Source organism: Paenarthrobacter sp. PH39-S1 (assembly GCF_030063245.1).
Classification (GTDB): Bacteria; Actinomycetota; Actinomycetes; order Actinomycetales; family Micrococcaceae; genus Arthrobacter_M.
In genome coordinates this window covers 137,020-154,645 of sequence record NZ_JASISR010000004.1, presented here as the reverse complement: position 1 = coordinate 154,645, position 17,626 = coordinate 137,020, and the positions used below count along the sequence as shown (strand labels likewise).

Below are 17,626 nucleotides of genomic sequence, written 5' to 3'. Positions count from 1 at the left end.
AGGACGGTGCTACAGCGGCACGGACAAGGATTCGACGTCGGCAATGGCCTTGCGCCGGTAGGTGGACAGGAAGGCGGAGATCCGGCGGACGGCTTCTTCGATGTCACCGACGGCAGGCAGAATCACGAAACGGAAGTGATCCGTTGCCGGCCAATTAAAGGCGGTGCCGTGCGAGACCAGAATTTTCTGGTCCTGGAGCAGATCCAGCACAAACTGCTCGTCGCTCTCGATCGGATAAACGTCCGGGTCCAGCCGCGGGAACAGGTACATGGCACCGGCGGCGGGGACGCAGCTCACGCCGGGAATGGCGTTGAGGAGTTCGGTGGCCCGGTCTCTCTGCTGCCGGAGCCGGCCGCCGGGAGCCACCAGATCGTCAATAGTTTGGTAACCGCCCAAGGAGGTCTGGATCGCATGCTGTGCCGGGACGTTGGCGCACAGTCGCAGCGAGGCGAGCAGTTCCAGGGATTCCCGGTACTCCGCCATAGCCGTCCGCGGCCCCGTCAAGGCAACCCAGCCGGAGCGGTAGCCGGGCATCCGGTAGGCCTTGGACAGGCCGCTGAACGTCAGTGTGCACACGTCATCGGCCACCGAAGCGGTGTGGACGTGCACAGCATCCTCGTAGCGGATTTTTTCGTAGATTTCGTCCGAAAAGAGGACCAGATCGTGTCTGCGTGCCAGCGCCGCAAACTGCTCCAGGATGTGGCGAGGGTAGACGGCCCCAGTCGGATTATTGGGGTTGATGATCACAATTCCCCTCGTCCGCGCGGTGATTTTGGCCTCTACGTCGGCCATGTCCGGCCACCATTGGTCGGCCTCGCTGCACAGATAGTGCACGGCACGGCCGCCGGTGAGCGTCACCGCTGCCGTCCAGAGCGGGTAGTCCGGCGCCGGGATGAGGATTTCGTCCCCGTTTTCCAGAAACGCCTGCAGGGTCATGGAAATCAGTTCACTGACGCCGTTGCCGATAAAGATGTCCTCCACGCCGATCGTCATTAGACCCTGGGTCTGGTAATACTGTGAAATGGCGGTCCGGGCCGAGAAGATGCCCTTCGAGTCGCTGTAGCCCTGCGACCCCCGCAGATGATGGATCATGTCCACCACGATCGATTCCGGCGCTTCCAAGCCGAAGGGCGCGGTGTCCCCCAGGTTCATCCGCAGAATCCGGTGCCCCTCGGCCTCCATCTTCTTGGCGGCGTGCAGGATGGGCCCGCGGAGTTCGTAGCGGACGTCCTGAAGTTTGCTGGAGTGCTGCATTTGGCGCATGGTCAATCTTTTCACATCCGCACCGTCCGGGCGGAGACGGGCCTAACGCAAACGGCCACCCGCGCATGCACCGACCGCGGCCGGCCGGTTCGTCAACGGTCTGTTGGCCGCATGCCGGCCCGGTTCGTCTACGGCCCGGTTCGTCAGCGGCCCATGAGCCGCGCACCGGCCCGGTCCGCGGCGCTGCGGGCCGAGGCTGCCGTGCGGGCCGCCGCTTCCTCCTCCCGGGACAGCCCGACTGCCTCGCGGTCAGCCGCGGCAAGGTCCCTAGCAGCTTCGGCGACAAGGTTCCGCAGTTCCGTAAGGCGTGCCGCCAGCGCGCTGCGTTCAAGGGTCAATCCAGCGGCTCTGTCCCTGATCCCGGCGAGCGCGGCCTCAGCTTCGTCGGCTGACTTGACGGCCAGCGCCGCCTTCCGTTGTGCCGCCGCCCTGGTCTTGTCCGCCGGCAGAGGCACCGTCGGTCCTGCGGCCGCGTCCGGCTGCCCGGCGTGGGAAACCGGAACCGCGACCGCGCCGGAGAGGTCCGCCGCTCCCCAGCCGTCGGCGGAAAGGGCGCGCGTCAGCATGCCGGTCCGTACGGCAGCGGTGGCCCACGCATCGGACGTGGCGGCCCGCAGTGTCTCTTCGACGTCCTCAAGCACGGCTGCGCTGGCTCGTTGGCCCAGCTCCGAAGCCAAACCCCGACCAGTTGTCAGCAGTGCGGCCAGCAGCACGCGCCGTTCCTTGCTGAGCCTGCGCATGGTTCCCTGGTCAAGATCGGCCTGTGCCTGGCGAAGCTCCACGCCCACTTCCAGCAACCCATCGATCTCCGCGCGGCGGTGGATCACCAGCATGTTCAGCAGCCACGCCGCCGTCGACGGTTTCGGCAGCGCACGGATCTTCCCCGCCAGCTCAGCATTCCCGTTGGCGCGCGCGTCCCCGGCCCACGCATTGCGCTCGACGGTGAACTCGGACGGCGGCAGGCCGTACAGCCGGCCGGCGCCGACGGCCAATGCGCCGCCGTCGTCCGTTTTGGTATGACCACTACCCGTCATGGCGTCGGACCCCACCGATCCGTCGGCCGGTCCACCCGATCACGACGACGACCAGGGCCATGGAACTCAGGCCCAGTCCGGAGTACCCCCAAGCGGTCAGGACAGGGCCGGCCACCGCGCCGCCAAGCGCCCCGGCCAGGTTCATCGCCAGATCGGACACGCCTTGCAGGGCCGGCCGCTCTGCGACCCCGACCGCCTCCGCGACCAGAGCCGATCCCGCGACCACAGAGGCCGACCAGCCCAGGCCGAGCAGGACCAGGCTCGTCGTGACGGCCGCCTGCGAGGAAGCGCCATGCCAAGCCAGCAACAGTGACGCCAGCAGCAGCGCCTGGCCGACCAGGATCGTACGGAGCCGCCCGGCGCGGTCCGCCAGCCAGCCGAAAAAGGGCGACAACGCATACATTCCCGCCACATGCAGACTAATGGTCAATCCGACGACCGTCAGCGTCGCCCCGTGGTCCCGCAAATGCACCGGCGTCATGGACATCAGGGCGACCATGGTGGCATGGCTGAGGGCAACGGACGTGACCGCGTAGCGCGCCAGCGGGTTGCTGCGCAGAATCTCCCAACCGCCGGAGCGCAGGCGTGCTGCCCCTGCACGGCTCTCCCCCTTCTGCTGATCCACGGCCTGGGCCGCCAGCGCGCTGAGCAGTGGGTCCGGTCTGAGCCCGAGCCGGTAGACGACGGCGGCCGCCAGCTGGGCCAACAGCGAGAAGATGAACGCTCCGGTCAGCAAAGGGAGCCCCAATGCGGCACCTACTGCCTCACCGGGTTCAAAGAGATTGGGGCCAAGCACTGCCCCCACGGCAGTGGACCAGACCACCAGGGACAGATCCTTGGCCCGGGATCTGTCCGTGGCAAGATCGGTGGCGGCAAATCGTGCCTGCAGGTTAGTGGCCGAACCGGCTCCCAGCAGCAGCAAGGCAACCAGCAGCAACGGGAAGGACCGCCCGGCAGCCGCAGCGACGGCCAAGACCGCCCCGCCCGCCGCCAGCAGGGAACCGGCAGCCAACGAAACGCGGCGCCCCCTCGCCTGCGCCAGCCGGACGAGCGGCACAGCCAGCAGCGCTGCCCCCAGGGTGCTCATCGTGGCCGCCATGCCGGACCACGCACTGGAGCCAGAGAGCTCCGCAGCCAGCAGGGCGCCCAGGGAAAGGGTCGCGCCCATCCCCACGCCACCAAGAATCTGCCCGGTTACCAGCACGCCAACCACCTTGCGCCGCAGCACGTCCGGTCCGCGGGGTGGGTTTCCTACCGTCGGCGACACGACAGGGGGCCGGGCGCTCCCCCCGAAGCCGGTAGGCTGCCGCTTGGCCATCAGTTCATCCTGTCGTCGAGTCATTGGAGCATTGTTTCTCCGGCATTGGGTCCCTGGGGTGTTGGGGCCCTGGGGCGTTGAGTCCCTGGGCCGGTGTTTCGTCGGAGCCCGAATCCTGGTCTCCGGATTCCCACCGCCGGACGCCGTTCCCGGCAGGTTCATATCTTATTCCGGTACAACGGTATACAGCAGTTGATACTCCCCCGCGGACTGTCCCGGGTCCGGAGTCAAATTTCGGGTAGAACATAAAAGGACCGATTAGTGCCGCTGAACCCGATCTTAGGTCCCACCGTTGCCGTCGTCTTCACCCTGGCGGCCGTGCTTTGTCTGGGCGGAATCGCCCGTATCCGTTCCTGGCCGGCGCGGGTCAACGTGCTGTTGACGGCCGTCATGAATTCAGCGCTGGCGGTGGCCGCGGTTACGCCCATCCCGGGCCGAGCTGTGCCGCCTTTGGTGGTGCTGCAGCTGGTCGCGGCACTGTGGTTCCTGTTCCAATGCCTTCCCTGGCGGCCGGTCCGGATCTCTGACCTAGGTCGTCCGGTCTGCTTCTATCGGGCAGTCCTGCTGACGTTGACGGCCTCGATTCTGGCGTCCGCCGCGTCAGTCAGCGCGCTTGGGCAGGCGGGCGCGCCCGTCCATCTGCTGGGCTCCATCCTGCTCTCGGCCTTTGGCGCCGTGCTCCTGATCATCACCGCTGTTTTCTGGCTGCTGGCCACCTTCGCCACGCCCCGCCAAGATACCGCCGCCGAACCGGTGCGCCGGCTCCAGGGTCTTCAGGAAGCGTTCACGGCGGCGGGTCTGGCCGTCTTTCTGTTCGCACTGTTCTGACCACCGGTTCCCAGCGCTGGAATCCCGTCTTCGAGGGGCGCGCACGAGCGCACCCTGCTAGTATGTCCGGTACCACGTTGCGTGACGGGTTTGTCATAGTCCCGTGACATGGCCATGGGTGGCAGATGTCAGGAACGGGTGCTGCTCATCCTCCGGACGGTCCGGTACCTGTACAGTGCCGGACCGCCCAACACCTGCCGACAGGGAAACCATGAGCCGCGTTGAAGCCCACCGCTTGCAGGGATCGACGGCGATCGTCACCGGCGCCAGCCGCGGAATCGGTCTCGCCGTGGCCCACCGTCTCGTAGACGAAGGGGCGCGGGTGTGCATCACGGCCCGCGCAGCGGAGCCACTGCGTGCAGCCGCCGCGGAATTCCCGCCTCGATCCGTGCTGGTCATTACTGGTAGGGCCGATGATCCGGAGCACCGGCGCGAGGTGCTCGACGCCGTAGCGGCCGGCTTCGGGCAACTGGACATCCTGGTCAATAACGCCGGTATAAATCCGGTCTACGGTCCGTTGATGGAGCTGGACCTGGAAGCGGCCAGGAAGATCGCCGAGGTGAATGTTTTCGGAACCCTTGCCTGGGTTCAGGACGCCTACCATCATGCTGGGCTGCGCTTCGCGGACCGGGGCGGCTCCGTCATCAACATGTCCTCCGTCTCCGGTCAAACGCCCGCAGCCGGATTGGGGTTCTACGGCATCAGCAAGGCCGCAGTAGAACACCTGACCCGTTCCCTGGCGGCCGAAATGGGACCAAAGATCCGCGTGAATGCGGTGGCGCCTGCCGTGGTCAAGACGCAATTTGCCCGCGCACTGTATGAGGGTAAAGAAGCCGAGGTTGCCGCCCGCTACCCGCTCGCCCGGCTGGGCACTCCCGCGGACGTGGCCGCCGCCGTCGCCTTTCTGGCCAGCTCCGATGCGGCCTGGATCACCGGCCAGATCCTGAACCTCGACGGCGGACTGCTCGCCGCCGGCGGCACGGCCTGAACGGCGTCGGATGCGTTCGTGTGCTTCCGCCGGCAACGGCACCCCGCCGTGCGCCGCCGTCGGGCCGCTAGACGGAAGCCCGCGTTGCCAGCGCGGCCGTCACCAGCCCAAGAAAGCCGCATACCACTGCCACAATCCACAGGCCCAGCAGAATTCCGCTCCGCTGCCGCACGCCGGGGGAACTACCCGCCGAGACCACGTCGGCCCGGAACAGAGCCAGACAGGCGCTGCCGATGGCGACGATCCAGAATATCCACTCAACAATGCCGAATGCGTACTGGCTCATTGCAATGCTCCTCTGCCGTCCGCCGGCCGCGACGGAAATCCTCCTGCGCCAGCCGGCATCCTGTGTGCCTGTTAACGCTAGCATCGGGCCGCGGCGAAGGGTAGGACAACTGGTGCCGGTTCAGCCGCCCTTTTACGCGGCGGGAACAGTGCTGCAAGCCAGCCGTTCCGCGCCCGGATTGCCTTTGTCCGCTTACTGCTTGTCTGCTTGTCTGCTTGCCGTTGGTCTGCTTGCTAAGGTTCCATCATGAGATTGCATCGGCTCCGGCACGCGGCTGACGTCGCTAAACACACCGTCCAGCGCAGTATTTTGGGCTTTTTCGCCCTCCAAGGCGCGGTCATTGCCGCCCTCGTGATTATGGATACGATTAGGAAGCGCGGCAGGAGCAAACGCGTAGGGTTTCCCCGTCCCGGCATTTTCGAAAGCGAGGTAGCCGGTTCCACGACCACCGTCTACACGTTTGGTGAAGACCTGTACAAGGACATGCTGGATCAGATCCGCAATGCCAAACACCGGATCATGATGGAAACGTACATCTGGAAGGCCGACAAGGTCGGTAAGGAATTCAAGGCTGCCCTCGCGGAGGCCGCCGAGCGTGGTGTCAAGGTTTACGTCATTTACGATGCCTTCGCCAACCTGGTGGTGCCGCGGTCCTTCTTCCGCTTCCACCCGGATATCCATGTCATCCGGTTTCCGGTGCTGCGGCCTTCCATCATCTTCACCAATGTGCGCGGCACCGGTTTGGACCACCGCAAAATGCTGATCGTCGACGACGAGGTGGGCTTTGTGGGCGGCTACAACATCGGCTCGCTCTACGCCACGCAATGGCGGGACACGCATCTGAAGATTGCAGGACCGTCGGTGTGGGAACTGCGCCAGGCGTTTGCCACCGTCTGGAACCACTACCGCAAGAGGCTTCCGGAGCTGAAGGAAAGCAACCCCGACTTCTGGGAACCTCGGGTCCGCGCCGTCAATAACATCCCCTCCAGCCTGGTGTTCCCCATCCGGGGCGTTTATTTGGATGCCATCGACCGGGCAAGCCACCATATCTACATCACGATGGCCTACTTCATCCCGGACCGGCAGATTCTCGATGCCTTGCTGGGAGCGAGCAGACGCGGGGTGGATGTGCGGGTCATCCTTCCGGAGGATTCCAACCACGTGCTCTCTGACTGGCTCTCGCGCGGCTTCTATACCGCGCTGCTGCGCGACGGCGTGACGATCCTGCTGTACCAGAACGCCATGGTGCATGCGAAGACTGCCACCATCGACGGCCAGTGGTCCACGGTCGGCACCGCCAACATCGACCGCTTGAGCCTGACCGGAAACTACGAAATCAATATGGAGATCTACAACGACGATCTGGCCCGCGACCTGGAGACCATTTTTGAAATCGACAGCGTCAACAGCCGGGTTCTGACGCTGGAGGAATGGGCGGGCCGCAGGGTTGCGGCTAGGTTCAGCGAATCCATCCTCGCACCGTTACGCCCGCTGCTGTAGGTCAACCGCTCAGGACGCGCGGCCCCACCACGCCCCATCGGGGCTGGTGGTGCCGCTGCTGCCCTACATTGGGGAGGGCCATCATTCCTGCGTCGGTAATTCGTGGCGGCTGAGGCTCAGGTACACCTTTCCCTCCTCAACCCGGTCGATCTCATCGGCAGGGGCATAGGAGTTTCGGGCCAGGAAACCTCGACCGTCGATTTTGACGTAGCCGCTGCTGAAAAGCCGGCGCGCCGTGTCCTCCGGCACCCTCGGCTCGGTACCGAGCACCGAATTGAGTCCCATGAAGAGGATATTCTGATCGGCTGCCGAATACACCTCCTCGAAGGCGGCCGCCTTCGGGTTCGGAGGCTTCGCATGCTCCACCTTGCCGATCACCTTACCGCTCGCGTCGACCACCGGCATTCCCTTGGCCACAAGGTCCAATAAGCTCATCGCGCCATCCTCCTCGAATCGACCATTGATCCTGCCGCCAGCGTAGCCTGAGGCAGCCGGGAATTCGAGTCCCCCCGCGCCCAGGCCCCACACCGCAGGCCCCGGTCCGCCCGAATGAGCCGGGCCGCCCGAATGAGCCGGTCCGGTTGCCCCGCCGGTAACCCCGCCAGTAATCCCGCCAGTAGGCATGCTGGGCTCCTACGGTCAGCAGGCGGTCCACCCGCCGCCCGTTGCGGGCCAACCCCTCACCCAAGCCGCCAAAACTGTGCCCCACGACGCTCAGCGGTTTTCCTCCGCCGCGGCGGCACTCTTCGATCAACACGGCAACAATGTCCTTGAGCCCCGAGTCATACCAGCGTGGATGCAAGCCGTCGGCGCAGTCAATCTGGAGCGGAACCTTTGCCATCCGGGTCCGGTTCCGGTTCTGCTAGCGTCGCGGGACGTTGCGCAGATTGCTTCGGGCCATGCTCACGGCCTCGCCGGCGCCTCGATTAAGCACCACCTTGGACATCGCTGTGGCGAAACCGAAGACCTGGTTACCGGTGATTTTGGGCGGAATCGACAGCGCACTGGGATCGGTGATCAGCTCCACTAATGCTGGTCCCGGGTGTGCAAAGGCCGCCTGATAGGCGCCCTCAATGTCGGCAGGGTCGGTGACCCTGACGGCGTGAAAACCCATGGCCGTGGCGACCGCGGCATAGTTGGTGTCGGGTACGTCGACACCGTAGTCGGGCAGCCCATCGACGAGCATCTCCAGCTTGACCATGCCCAGCGTGGAGTTGTTGAACAGAACGATGTTCAGCGGCAGCCGGTGGGCTGCGGCGGTGACCATTTCGCCGAGCAGCATCGACAAGTCCACCGTCGCCGGACACGGAGACGACCTGGCGACCCGGATACGCCAGCTGTGCACCAATGGCCTGCGGCAGGGCATTGGCCATCGAGCCATGCAGGTAAGACCCGATCAGCCGGCGGGTGCCCAGCGGGTTGATGTAACGCGCGGTCCAGACGTTGCACATCCACGTGTCGGCCGTAAAAATGGCGTCCCTGCTGGCCACCTGGTCCAACAGCGACGCGGCATACTCGGGGTGGATCGGCACCAGCTTATCTGCCCTGCGGGTGTAAGCGCCCACGGCCTTGTTCATCAGCCGGTCGTGCTTCTTGAGCATCTGGTCCAGAAAGCGCGTGTTCTTCTTGCGTTTCACCAGCGGAATGAGCGCCGCGACGGTGAGCAGCACGTCCCCGTAAACGTCGGTGCGCCGGCCCAGTTTTTCCGCCGCCCGGTCCACCTGCGCCGTGCGTGTCCGCGGCAGGAACTGATCGTAGGGAAAATCGGTTCCGAGCAGGATCAGCAGGTCCGCATCGTTGATGCCTTCGGCCGCCGCCCCGTAGCCGAGCAGCCCGGTCATGCCAATGTCATAGGGGTTGTCGTACTGGATGAAGTCCTTGCCGCGCAGCGAGTGGCCGATGGGCGCGCCGATCGCTTCGGCCAGTTGAATCACCTCGTCGTGGCCCCCCTGCACCCCTGCGCCGGCAAAGATGGCTACCTTGTCCACTGCGTTGATGGCGTCCGCCAGCAGCTGAACGCTGTGCGGGTCGGGCGACAAGCGCCCCGGTGTGTAGGCCGTTTGCTGCGGGCTTTCCGCGACGGCCTCAAGGCCTGCGATATCGCCGGGAGGAGTGACGACGGCGACACCGCGAAACCCGACGGCGTGCTGGATGGCGCAGTGCATGACCCGGGGGGCCTGGGCTGCGGTGCTGATGAGTTCCGAATACACCGAGCATTCGGAAAAGAGGCGATCCGGGTGGGTCTCTTGGAAAAAGCCGCTGCCGATCTGCTGGCTCGGAATATGGGAGGCGATCGCCAGGACGGGGGCGCCGGTGCGGTTGGCGTCGTACAGCCCGTTGATCAGGTGCAGGTTGCCGGGTCCGCAGGAGCCGGCGCAGACCGCGAGTTTTCCGGTCAGCTGGGCCTCGGCCGAGGCGGCAAAGGCTGCGGCCTCCTCGTGCCGGACATGAATCCAGTCGATGCCGCCCTGCACCGTTCCCCCCGTTTTGCGCACGGCATCAACGATCGGATTCAGGCTGTCGCCGACGATGCCGTAAATTCTTTGAACACCCGCAGCCCGGAGCTGTTCAATGAGCTGGGTTGCAAGGTCCTTGGACATGTCTGGTGCTCCTGAACGTAATGCCCGCGGACGCCGGCGGGCCGGTTAGCTGCCACCGTCAATATAGTTCACCGGCATGGACGCCGTCCGCACCGGGCCATCGACAGGTTCCTCGAATCCCGGTCCGGCACCGACAGCCCCAAGGGCGATGGACCAAGCAGCCGATCTGAACTGGGAGAACCCGCAGGTCCGTAGCGCCATCTACGAGTTGATGAACTGATGACTGGACCGGGGGGACGGCTTCCGGGTGGACGTGACGCCGAGGTGCTGGCCGCCGTCGCGCCCCCAACCGGGGGCACTGTCAGGTGTCCGAATAGTCCGTGCTGCGGAGGCGGCAGCGTAACCCGTGCCGCGGAGGGCGGCAGCATTTTCCGACGGCCACCCGCCCGCTACAGGCTGCCCAGCTCCCGGGCCGCGGCGAGGACATCTTGGACGGAAACTGCCAATAGGGCCGGATCCGGGCTGGCTGAAAAGACATCTCCGCGGCGGAGCTCTTCCTTCGTGAGCGCAATGTGCGGGCCCGGCGGCGGCCCCCATTCGGAGACCGGTGCGGGGCCGAAAATGACAATCGAACGCCGCCCATAGGCCGATGCCAGGTGCGCTGCGCCGGTGTCCGCCGACACCACAATCGCCGCTCCCGCGATAACGGCGGCAAATTCACCGAGCCCGAGCATGCCGGCTCCGACCCGCTCGTCCGGCAGACCCGCGAGAGCTGCAACCCGCAGGGCCCGCGGGCGCTCCCCTTCGCTGCCGGTGAACGCCACGTGCTGACCCGCCGATTCCAGCCGGCGGGCCACCGCGGCAAACCGGTCCTCCGGCCACAGCCTGCTCCCGTATGCTGCGCCCACATGGATCACCGCGGCGCCGGGCAGCGGGTTCCGCGCAGTTGGCGGCTGCAGGCGGTAATCCAGCGGGTCGGCGGGAATTCCGTGCCAGCGAAGCAGCGCCGCCCAGCGCTCACGCTCGTGCAGCCCAGAGCGCCACGGGGGTCCTTCCCAACCGGGCCCGAGGTGCCCGATACGGCGGGCCGGAGCCAGCTCGTCGAGACGGCGCAGGCTTTCCGGACCGCTGCCGTGCAGATTGACGGCGACGTCGACGCGTCCCGGGGACAGCGTCAGCGGCTCATCGAGCCCCTGCGTTTCCAACAGCGTATCCACGCCCCCGACCAGCGCCAGTGCAGGGGCAAGCCAAGCCCGCGCCGCATAAATCAGCCGGTGTCCGGGATAGGCGCGCCGGAGGGCATGCAGTGCGGGGACGGCCACCAGCAGGTCGCCCAGCTTGAGAGCCCGCAGGGCCAGTACTTCGGGTCTGCCATCGCTGGGGAGGCTGTCCACGCGGCTCCTTCTGAGGAAATCATTTGGGCGGCCTACGGCCATATCGCCACACCTTACTGCCCTCCCCCCGACAGCGCATACCGGTCCACATCTTCCGGCGCCTTTGGCCCGCTTCGCCGGCCCGCTTTGCCGGCCTGCTTCATCCCTGGAACGACTGCCCAAAGCGCTGCCCTGCCGTGTGTGGTTCCTAAGACGCGCAGAAGAACTTCTACGGGCCCTGTTTAGCTCCGCATTCATTGGGGAACAGTGCCTTTATGACGAGTACCGGCGAGGACGAAAAGGCCCGGACGGCGATCACGCCATCTTTGGCCGTCCTTTTTGATGCCGTCCTCTTTGATCGTGACGGAACGCTGGTGGTGGACGAGCCTTATAACTCGGATCCGGAGCTGGTCGTACCAATACCGGGAGCCGTAAACGCCGTAGCCACCGTGCGCCGGGCCGGCGTTCGGACCGGTGTCCTCAGCAATCAGTCGGGAATCGCCCGCGGGCTCCTGACCGGCAGCCAGGTGGAAGCCGTCAACCGCCGGGTAGACGCTCTGTTCGGCGCCTTTGACGTGTGGGAAATCTGTCCGCACGCCCCGCACAGCGACTGTCGGTGCCGCAAGCCCAAGCCCGGCATGATCTTCGCGGCGTGCCGCGAACTGGGGATATCACCGTCCCGGACGGCCTTTGTTGGCGATATTGGCTCCGATGTCGACGCCGCCCGGGCTGCCGGGGCCGTCGGTGTCCTGGTGCCGACGGCGGTGACTCTGGCCCACGAGGTGGCACAGAGTCGTTTGGTCGCGGAAACCCTTGACGCCGCACTCCAACTTCTGCTCGATATCTGCGCGACCCCCACCCTAGGACAGGCTGAGGTGCCGCTTCGGCAACAGGGACTTGCCATTGCGCAGAGCCAATGGCAACACGACCCAAAGGACGCCCTCCGGCCCGCGCGGAGTCCCCGATGACCCGGCGCGTTCTGGTCGCCAGGCTCGACAGCGCCGGGGACGTATTGTTGGCGGGACCGGCGGTGCGGGCCATCGCCGGCGGAGGTGGCACCGGCGTCGGCGCCCGTCCGGCCGGCGTGATTTTGCTCACCGGCCCGCAGGGCGAAGCCGCAGGGGCATTGTTGCCCGGAGTTACCGCCCAGTTCACCTGGGAGTGCCCCTGGATCGTCCATCCCGCCCCGGCCGCGAGTGCCGCGCTGATGCAGCAGCTGATCGACTTTGTCCGCGCCGCAGCCGTGGACGAGGCGGTCATTCTGACCTCCTTCCATCAGTCACCCCTGCCACTGGCTCTGGCGCTTCGTCTGGCCGGGGTCCCGCTGATCACCGGAGCTTCCACGGACTATGCGGGCTCCTTGTTGGATGTCCGGCTCCGTCCCGGCGAGGACTTTCCGGAGGACCAGCCCGAGGCGGAACGGGCCCTTGCCATTGCCCGTGCCGCCGGCTACCTGCTCCGGCCCGGGGACGACGGGAGGCTGCGGGTGAAGGATGTCCCCGATGTCACCGCATTGGTCGGGACCGAGCCCTATATTGCCGTCCATCCCGGCGCCGCTGTACCCTCGCGCCGGTGGCCCGCGCTGCACCACGCGGCAGCGGTCGAGTTGCTCAGCGGCGCCGGGTACCGCGTCGTTGTGACCGGCTCCGCTGGCGAAACCCCTCTCACGGCCACCGTGGCCGGTGTGGCGGGGCTGGATCTGGGCGGGGAAACCGATCTGGCCACCCTCGCCGGAGTCGTGGCGGGGGCATCGGTGCTCATTACCGGCAACACAGGCCCGGCGCATCTGGCCGCGGCCACCGGCACTCCCGTGGTCTCGCTGTTCTCGCCGGTGGTTCAGGCCGTGCGCTGGGCTCCCTACGGTGTTCCCTTGGAACTGTTGGGGGATCAAAACGCGCTCTGCCGGCTCAGCAGGGCGCGGGAGTGCCCGGTGCCGGGCCATCCGTGCCTTACGTCCGTCTCACCCGAAGAGGTGGCGGAAGCCGTTGACCGGCTGCTCAGCGGCGTTTCCTCGCTGCAGACCCGAAGGGAAGTGAAGAAACGGTGAAAGTTCTGTTGTGGCACGTCCACGGGGGCTGGACGGACGCATTCGTCCAGGGTGGGCACGAATACCTGCTGCCGGTCACCGCGGAAGGGGGATCCTGGGGCCTGGGCCGGGGCGGCCGGGACTGGCCGGCCAATGCCCGTGAGGTGGACGCGGCCGACCTGCGGGAGGCTGAGGTCGACGTCGTCGTCCTGCAGCGTCCGGAAGAATTCGACGCCTGTGAACAGCTCCTGGGCAGACGCCCTGGCCGCGATATCCCTGCGGTCTACCTGGAGCACAACACGCCGAAAGGGGATGTGCCGACGTCGCTGCACCCGCTGGCCGGCCAATCCGACATCCCGGTGGTGCATGTGACTCACTTTAACCAACTGTTCTGGGACACCGGCGCCGCCCGGACAGTTGTCATTGAGCACGGGATTGTCGATCCCGGGTATTTGTACACCGGAGAGATCCCCCATCTTGGCGTGGTGATCAACGAACCGGTGCGTCGGTGGCGGGTCACCGGAACGGATCTGCTGCCGCGCTTTTCACAGCGGGCTCCGCTGGAGGTCTTCGGCATGGGAGGGCAGAATCTGCCGCAGGCCTTGGGACTTGCGCCCGACTCACTGACCGTCCGCGGGGATCTTCCTTCGGCGGTGCTGCACCAGCAGCTGAGCCGCTGCCGGGTCTATCTTCACCCGATGCGCTGGACCTCGCTGGGCCTTGCCCTTCTGGAGGCCATGCATTTGGGCATGCCGGTGATTGCGCTCGCCAGCACCGAGGCGAGCCGGGCCGTCCCGCCCGAGGCCGGCGCCATTTCCACCAGCATCGAGGATCTGTGCGCGGCGGCGTCCGAGCTGATCAACGACCCGGAGGAAGCCCGCAGACGCGGTAGGGCCGCCCGCGAGGCGGTGCTCGCCAGGTTCGGTCTGGCAGCCTTCCTCCGCGCCTGGGATGAAGTGCTGGGAAATGCGCACCGCCGCCGCGATACGGGCCGGAGCACACCTATGACGGCAAGGAGCCAGCTGTGAAGATTTCGATGGTTTCCGAACATGCCAGCCCGCTGGCTGCCTTGGGCGGCGTCGACGCCGGTGGTCAGAATGTCCACGTTGCAGCCCTCTCGGTGGCCTTGGCCGGCCGGGGCCACGATGTCACCGTCTACACGCGCCGGGACAGCAGCGACCTTCCGGAGCGGGTCCGGGTGCAGCCCGGGCTCGAGGTGGTGCATGTCAGCGCCGGACCCGCGGAACACATTCCCAAGGATGAGCTGCTGCCCTATATGAGCGTGCTGGCAGACGGATTGGCCGCCGACTGGGGTGACCATCCGCCGGATGTCGTGCACGCCCACTTCTGGATGTCCGGTGTCGCCGCACTTGATGCGGCGCGGCGCTTCGACGGCGGCGGCTACCCGGTGCCGGTGGTCCAGACGTTCCACGCCCTGGGCACCGTGAAGCGGCGCCATCAGGGCCCGCAGGACACCAGCCCCGCGGAACGAGCGTGGCTGGAGCCATCCGTCGGACGGGCCGTCGACCGGGTCATCGCGACATGTTCAGACGAGCTTTTCGAGCTCAAGACGATGGGCGTTTCCGGTTCCAAGGTCTCCATTGCACCCTGCGGGGTGGATCTGGACCTTTTCTGCGCCACCGGTCCCGCGGAGGCCCGCGGACGCCGGCACCGGATCATCAGTGTGGGACGGCTGGTGCCCCGTAAGGGCGTGGATCTGGTGATCCGTGCCCTGCCGCTGCTGCGCGCGGCGGGGATCGACGACATCGAACTCATCGTGGTGGGCGGGGCCGGCGATTCGCATGCGCTCGATGCCGATCCCGAGGCCCGCCGTCTGTTGGCCTTGTCCCGGGAGCTGGGAGTTGAGGACCGCGTGACGCTGCGCGGTCAGGTGCCGCGGGACAGCATGCCGGCGGTGCTGCGCAGCGCCGACGCGATCATCTGTGCGCCCTGGTACGAGCCCTTTGGCATCGTCCCGCTGGAGGCCATGGCCTGCGGCATTCCGGTGGTCGCCGCAGCGGTTGGCGGTCTGATCGACACCGTCGTCGACCGTTCCACCGGGCTCCAGGTTCCGCCCATGAATCCGTCGGCGATCGCCGACGCCGTTGGTGAGCTGTTGAGGGACGCTACCCTGCGGGCGCGGCTGGGACGGGCCGGGCAAGCGAGGGTCCGCTCCCGGTACTCGTGGGAGCGGGTTGCCGCCGAAACCGAAAAATTCTATCAAAACACGCTCAGTTCGTTGCTGTCCCGCGCTGACCTGCCCAGGGGGTACCGGCACAGGGAAGGCCTGTACCGGGGAGGCCTGTACGGGGAAGGCCTGCACAGGATGGAAGGTACAGCATTATGACCACTGAACCCATCACGGCGCCTACCGAACCCAACTCCGCCCAACCGGCTCCCCCTTCCGACCCGGCGCCCCGGCTGCTTCACGATTCCGATACGGCGGCGGCCCCCGGGGCGGCCGGTCCCGCGTTGCTGTCCGTGCTCCAGCACCTGGACAACGTGGCACCAGCGCTTGAGTCGCTGCGGCGTGAGGCAAACCATTTGAGCCGCTGGGGGACGGATCTGGCCCGCCGGCTCATGAGCGGCCAGCGTCTTCTCACGGCCGGCAACGGCGGTTCCGCGGCCGAGGCCCAACACCTCACCGCGGAACTGGTCGGCCGGTTCGACGGCGAACGGGAACCCTTTTCAGCGATCGCGCTGCACGCGGAAACGTCCGCTCTGACGGCGATCGGCAACGACTACGGCTATGAGGAGATCTTCGCCCGCCAGGTCCGTGCCCATGGCAGGGTAGGCGACGTGCTGCTGCTGATTTCCACCAGCGGCCGTAGCCCAAATTTACTCAAGGCGGTGGAAGCGGCCCGTGCGGCCGGCGTATCCACCTGGGCACTGACCGGGCGCGGACCCAATCCCCTGACCCGCAGCTGCGATGACTTCATTGCCGTCAATGCCCTCCCGGCGAATGCCCAGGAGGGGCACCTGATTGCCTTGCACGCTCTCTGCCGGGCCTTCGACTCCGAAGTAACACGCGCCCGGGCCCAACGACCGGTACGCGCGGCCGCCGGCTTGCCCGGGAGGAACAAATGAATATCGTCGTCGTGGGAGATGTCCTGCTGGATGTGGACATGGATGGCACCGCGGACCGGCTGTGCCCGGATGCTCCCGTTCCGGTGGTGGACGTTTCCCGGGTGACCCGACGGGCCGGCGGCGCGGGATTGGTTGCCGCCATGCTCGCCCGGGACGGCCACCGGGTCCGTCTTGTCACGGTGCTCTCCGATGACCGTGCCGCGGCGGATCTGCGTGGGGCGCTCGCCTGTCTCGACGTAGTCTCCGGCGCCTCGGGAGCCGCCACACCGGTGAAGTCCCGGATCCGCGCCCAGGGCCAGCCGATTGTCCGTTTCGACGAGGGCTGCGGTCCGGCTTCGGTCCCCGACGTCACGGCTGCGATGCTGGCTGCCGTCAACGAGGCGGACATCTTGCTGGTGTCCGACTACGGCCGCGGCCTGACGTTCAACGGCCGTCTGCGCGAGGCACTTCAGCAACGCGCCGGTGAGATTCCGCTGGTGTGGGATCCACACCCGTCCGGGGCGGACCCCGTCCCCGGCTCGACGGTCGTCACACCAAACCTTTCGGAGGCCACCCGGGCCGCTGTGGCCGGGGCTCCGGCGGATGCCCTTCCGGGCGCAGCCTTGGCCGGTTCGGTTTTACTGCAGCGCTGGGAAACCGGGGCCGTACTGGTCACCCTCGGTGCCGGCGGGGCGATGCTGCTGACCGGTGACGGCGGAGTCCCGCACCTCGTCCCCGCACCCAAGGTGCAGGTCGCCGATCCCTGCGGCGCCGGTGACCGCCTCGCCGCCAGCCTGGCAGTGCAGCTGGGAAGCGGGCGGGATCTGGCGGGTGCAGCACATACCGCTGTCCACGAGGCAGCGGCCTTCCTGGCCGCGGGCGGCGTGCTGACACTCCGTCAGGGCGGCCAACCGGTGCAGATGCGCTCCGACAGCATCGATGCCCTCCGTGTGGCGCAGCTGACGAGGGAAAAAGGCGGCACCGTTGTGGCCACCGGAGGCTGTTTTGATCTGCTGCATGCCGGTCATTCGCGGACGCTGGCCGCTGCCCGGGCCCTGGGCGATTGCCTGATTGTCTGCCTGAACTCCGATGCCTCGACCCGCAGGCTCAAGGGAGACCAACGGCCCATCATCGGCCAGCATGACAGGGCGGAACTGCTGTTGTCCCTGGAATGCGTCGATGCCGTGCTCGTCTTTGAGGAGGACACCCCGGAACCGGCCCTGGAACGTCTGCGCCCGGACCTGTGGGTCAAGGGCGCCGACTACGACGCCGACGAACTTCCAGAAGCCGGGCTGATCCGTTCCTGGGGCGGCCGAACCGTCACCGTCCCGTACTACCCGGCACATTCCACCAGCAAACTGGCAGCCGCCCTCTCGGAAGCTGGCTGACAACTGCACGTCAACG

At 66.7% G+C, this 17,626-nt stretch carries 15 protein-coding genes and 1 pseudogene; 9 read left to right on the top strand and 7 right to left on the bottom strand.

Features of this window, described 5'->3' with window-relative positions:
- Window positions 1-9: 9 nt before the first annotated feature.
- The 3 genes from QMG52_RS04420 to QMG52_RS04410 form a co-directional block, all read right to left on the bottom strand.
- Window positions 10-1,263, bottom strand: a complete 1,254-nt coding sequence (locus QMG52_RS04420) for a pyridoxal phosphate-dependent aminotransferase (protein ID WP_283559216.1) — start codon at window positions 1,261-1,263, stop codon at window positions 10-12.
- Between the two features lie 143 nt (window positions 1,264-1,406).
- Window positions 1,407-2,297, bottom strand: a complete 891-nt coding sequence (locus tag QMG52_RS04415; protein WP_283559215.1) for a hypothetical protein — start codon at window positions 2,295-2,297, stop codon at window positions 1,407-1,409.
- Window positions 2,287-3,615: an MFS transporter gene (locus QMG52_RS04410; protein WP_283559214.1), complete on the bottom strand. Its 1,329-nt coding sequence runs from the start codon at window positions 3,613-3,615 to the stop codon at window positions 2,287-2,289. The genes QMG52_RS04415 and QMG52_RS04410 overlap by 11 nt, the downstream gene beginning before the upstream one ends.
- A gap of 261 nt (window positions 3,616-3,876) precedes the next feature.
- Here QMG52_RS04410 and QMG52_RS04405 point away from each other — a divergent pair, with 261 nt between their 5' ends.
- Together QMG52_RS04405 and QMG52_RS04400 are read left to right on the top strand one after the other, a co-directional pair.
- Window positions 3,877-4,443, top strand: coding sequence for a hypothetical protein (locus QMG52_RS04405; protein WP_283559213.1), 567 nt, complete (start codon window positions 3,877-3,879; stop codon window positions 4,441-4,443).
- Window positions 4,444-4,654: 211 nt separating this feature from the next.
- Window positions 4,655-5,431 carry an SDR family oxidoreductase gene (locus QMG52_RS04400; protein ID WP_283559212.1) on the top strand — a complete coding sequence of 259 codons (777 nt, stop codon included), beginning with the start codon at window positions 4,655-4,657 and terminating at the stop codon, window positions 5,429-5,431.
- Between the two features lie 67 nt (window positions 5,432-5,498).
- Here the strand turns inward: QMG52_RS04400 and QMG52_RS04395 are convergent, their stop codons facing one another.
- Window positions 5,499-5,717, bottom strand: coding sequence for a hypothetical protein (locus QMG52_RS04395; protein WP_283559211.1), 219 nt, complete (start codon window positions 5,715-5,717; stop codon window positions 5,499-5,501).
- Between the two features lie 246 nt (window positions 5,718-5,963).
- Here QMG52_RS04395 and QMG52_RS04390 point away from each other — a divergent pair, with 246 nt between their 5' ends.
- Window positions 5,964-7,217 (top strand): phospholipase D-like domain-containing protein, encoded by a 1,254-nt coding sequence (locus QMG52_RS04390; RefSeq protein WP_283559210.1) that lies wholly within the window; start codon window positions 5,964-5,966, stop codon window positions 7,215-7,217.
- 81 nt (window positions 7,218-7,298) lie between these two features.
- Here QMG52_RS04390 and QMG52_RS04385 read toward each other — a convergent pair whose 3' ends face one another.
- The 3 genes and pseudogenes from QMG52_RS04385 to QMG52_RS04375 form a co-directional block, all read right to left on the bottom strand.
- The gene (locus tag QMG52_RS04385) at window positions 7,299-7,652 is read right to left on the bottom strand and encodes a hypothetical protein (RefSeq protein WP_283559209.1); all 354 of its coding nucleotides are present in this window, start codon (window positions 7,650-7,652) and stop codon (window positions 7,299-7,301) included.
- A gap of 427 nt (window positions 7,653-8,079) precedes the next feature.
- Window positions 8,080-9,817, bottom strand: a pseudogene (locus QMG52_RS04380) (pyruvate dehydrogenase).
- A 389-nt stretch (window positions 9,818-10,206) separates the two neighbouring features.
- The gene (locus QMG52_RS04375; RefSeq protein ID WP_283559208.1) at window positions 10,207-11,193 is read right to left on the bottom strand and encodes a glycosyltransferase family 9 protein; all 987 of its coding nucleotides are present in this window, start codon (window positions 11,191-11,193) and stop codon (window positions 10,207-10,209) included.
- Window positions 11,194-11,405: 212 nt separating this feature from the next.
- Between QMG52_RS04375 and QMG52_RS04370 the strand changes: the two genes are divergently transcribed.
- Genes QMG52_RS04370 through QMG52_RS04345 form a run of 6 tightly spaced genes read left to right on the top strand, consistent with a single transcriptional unit; the run spans window position 11,406 to window position 17,610 of the window.
- Window positions 11,406-12,098, top strand: a complete 693-nt coding sequence (locus QMG52_RS04370) for a D-glycero-alpha-D-manno-heptose-1,7-bisphosphate 7-phosphatase (RefSeq protein WP_283559207.1) — start codon at window positions 11,406-11,408, stop codon at window positions 12,096-12,098.
- Window positions 12,095-13,177, top strand: coding sequence for a glycosyltransferase family 9 protein (locus QMG52_RS04365; protein WP_283559206.1), 1,083 nt, complete (start codon window positions 12,095-12,097; stop codon window positions 13,175-13,177). The genes QMG52_RS04370 and QMG52_RS04365 overlap by 4 nt, the downstream gene beginning before the upstream one ends.
- Window positions 13,174-14,184 (top strand): glycosyltransferase, encoded by a 1,011-nt coding sequence (locus QMG52_RS04360; protein WP_283559205.1) that lies wholly within the window; start codon window positions 13,174-13,176, stop codon window positions 14,182-14,184. The genes QMG52_RS04365 and QMG52_RS04360 overlap by 4 nt, the downstream gene beginning before the upstream one ends.
- Complete coding sequence (locus tag QMG52_RS04355) at window positions 14,181-15,503, top strand: glycosyltransferase (RefSeq protein WP_283559204.1); 1,323 nt, start codon at window positions 14,181-14,183, stop codon at window positions 15,501-15,503. The genes QMG52_RS04360 and QMG52_RS04355 overlap by 4 nt, the downstream gene beginning before the upstream one ends.
- Window positions 15,500-16,243 (top strand): D-sedoheptulose-7-phosphate isomerase, encoded by a 744-nt coding sequence (locus QMG52_RS04350; RefSeq protein ID WP_283559203.1) that lies wholly within the window; start codon window positions 15,500-15,502, stop codon window positions 16,241-16,243. The genes QMG52_RS04355 and QMG52_RS04350 overlap by 4 nt, the downstream gene beginning before the upstream one ends.
- A complete protein-coding gene (locus QMG52_RS04345) occupies window positions 16,240-17,610 on the top strand; it encodes a PfkB family carbohydrate kinase (RefSeq protein WP_283559202.1) in 1,371 nt (456 codons plus the stop codon). The genes QMG52_RS04350 and QMG52_RS04345 overlap by 4 nt, the downstream gene beginning before the upstream one ends.
- Window positions 17,611-17,626 lie beyond the last annotated feature (16 nt).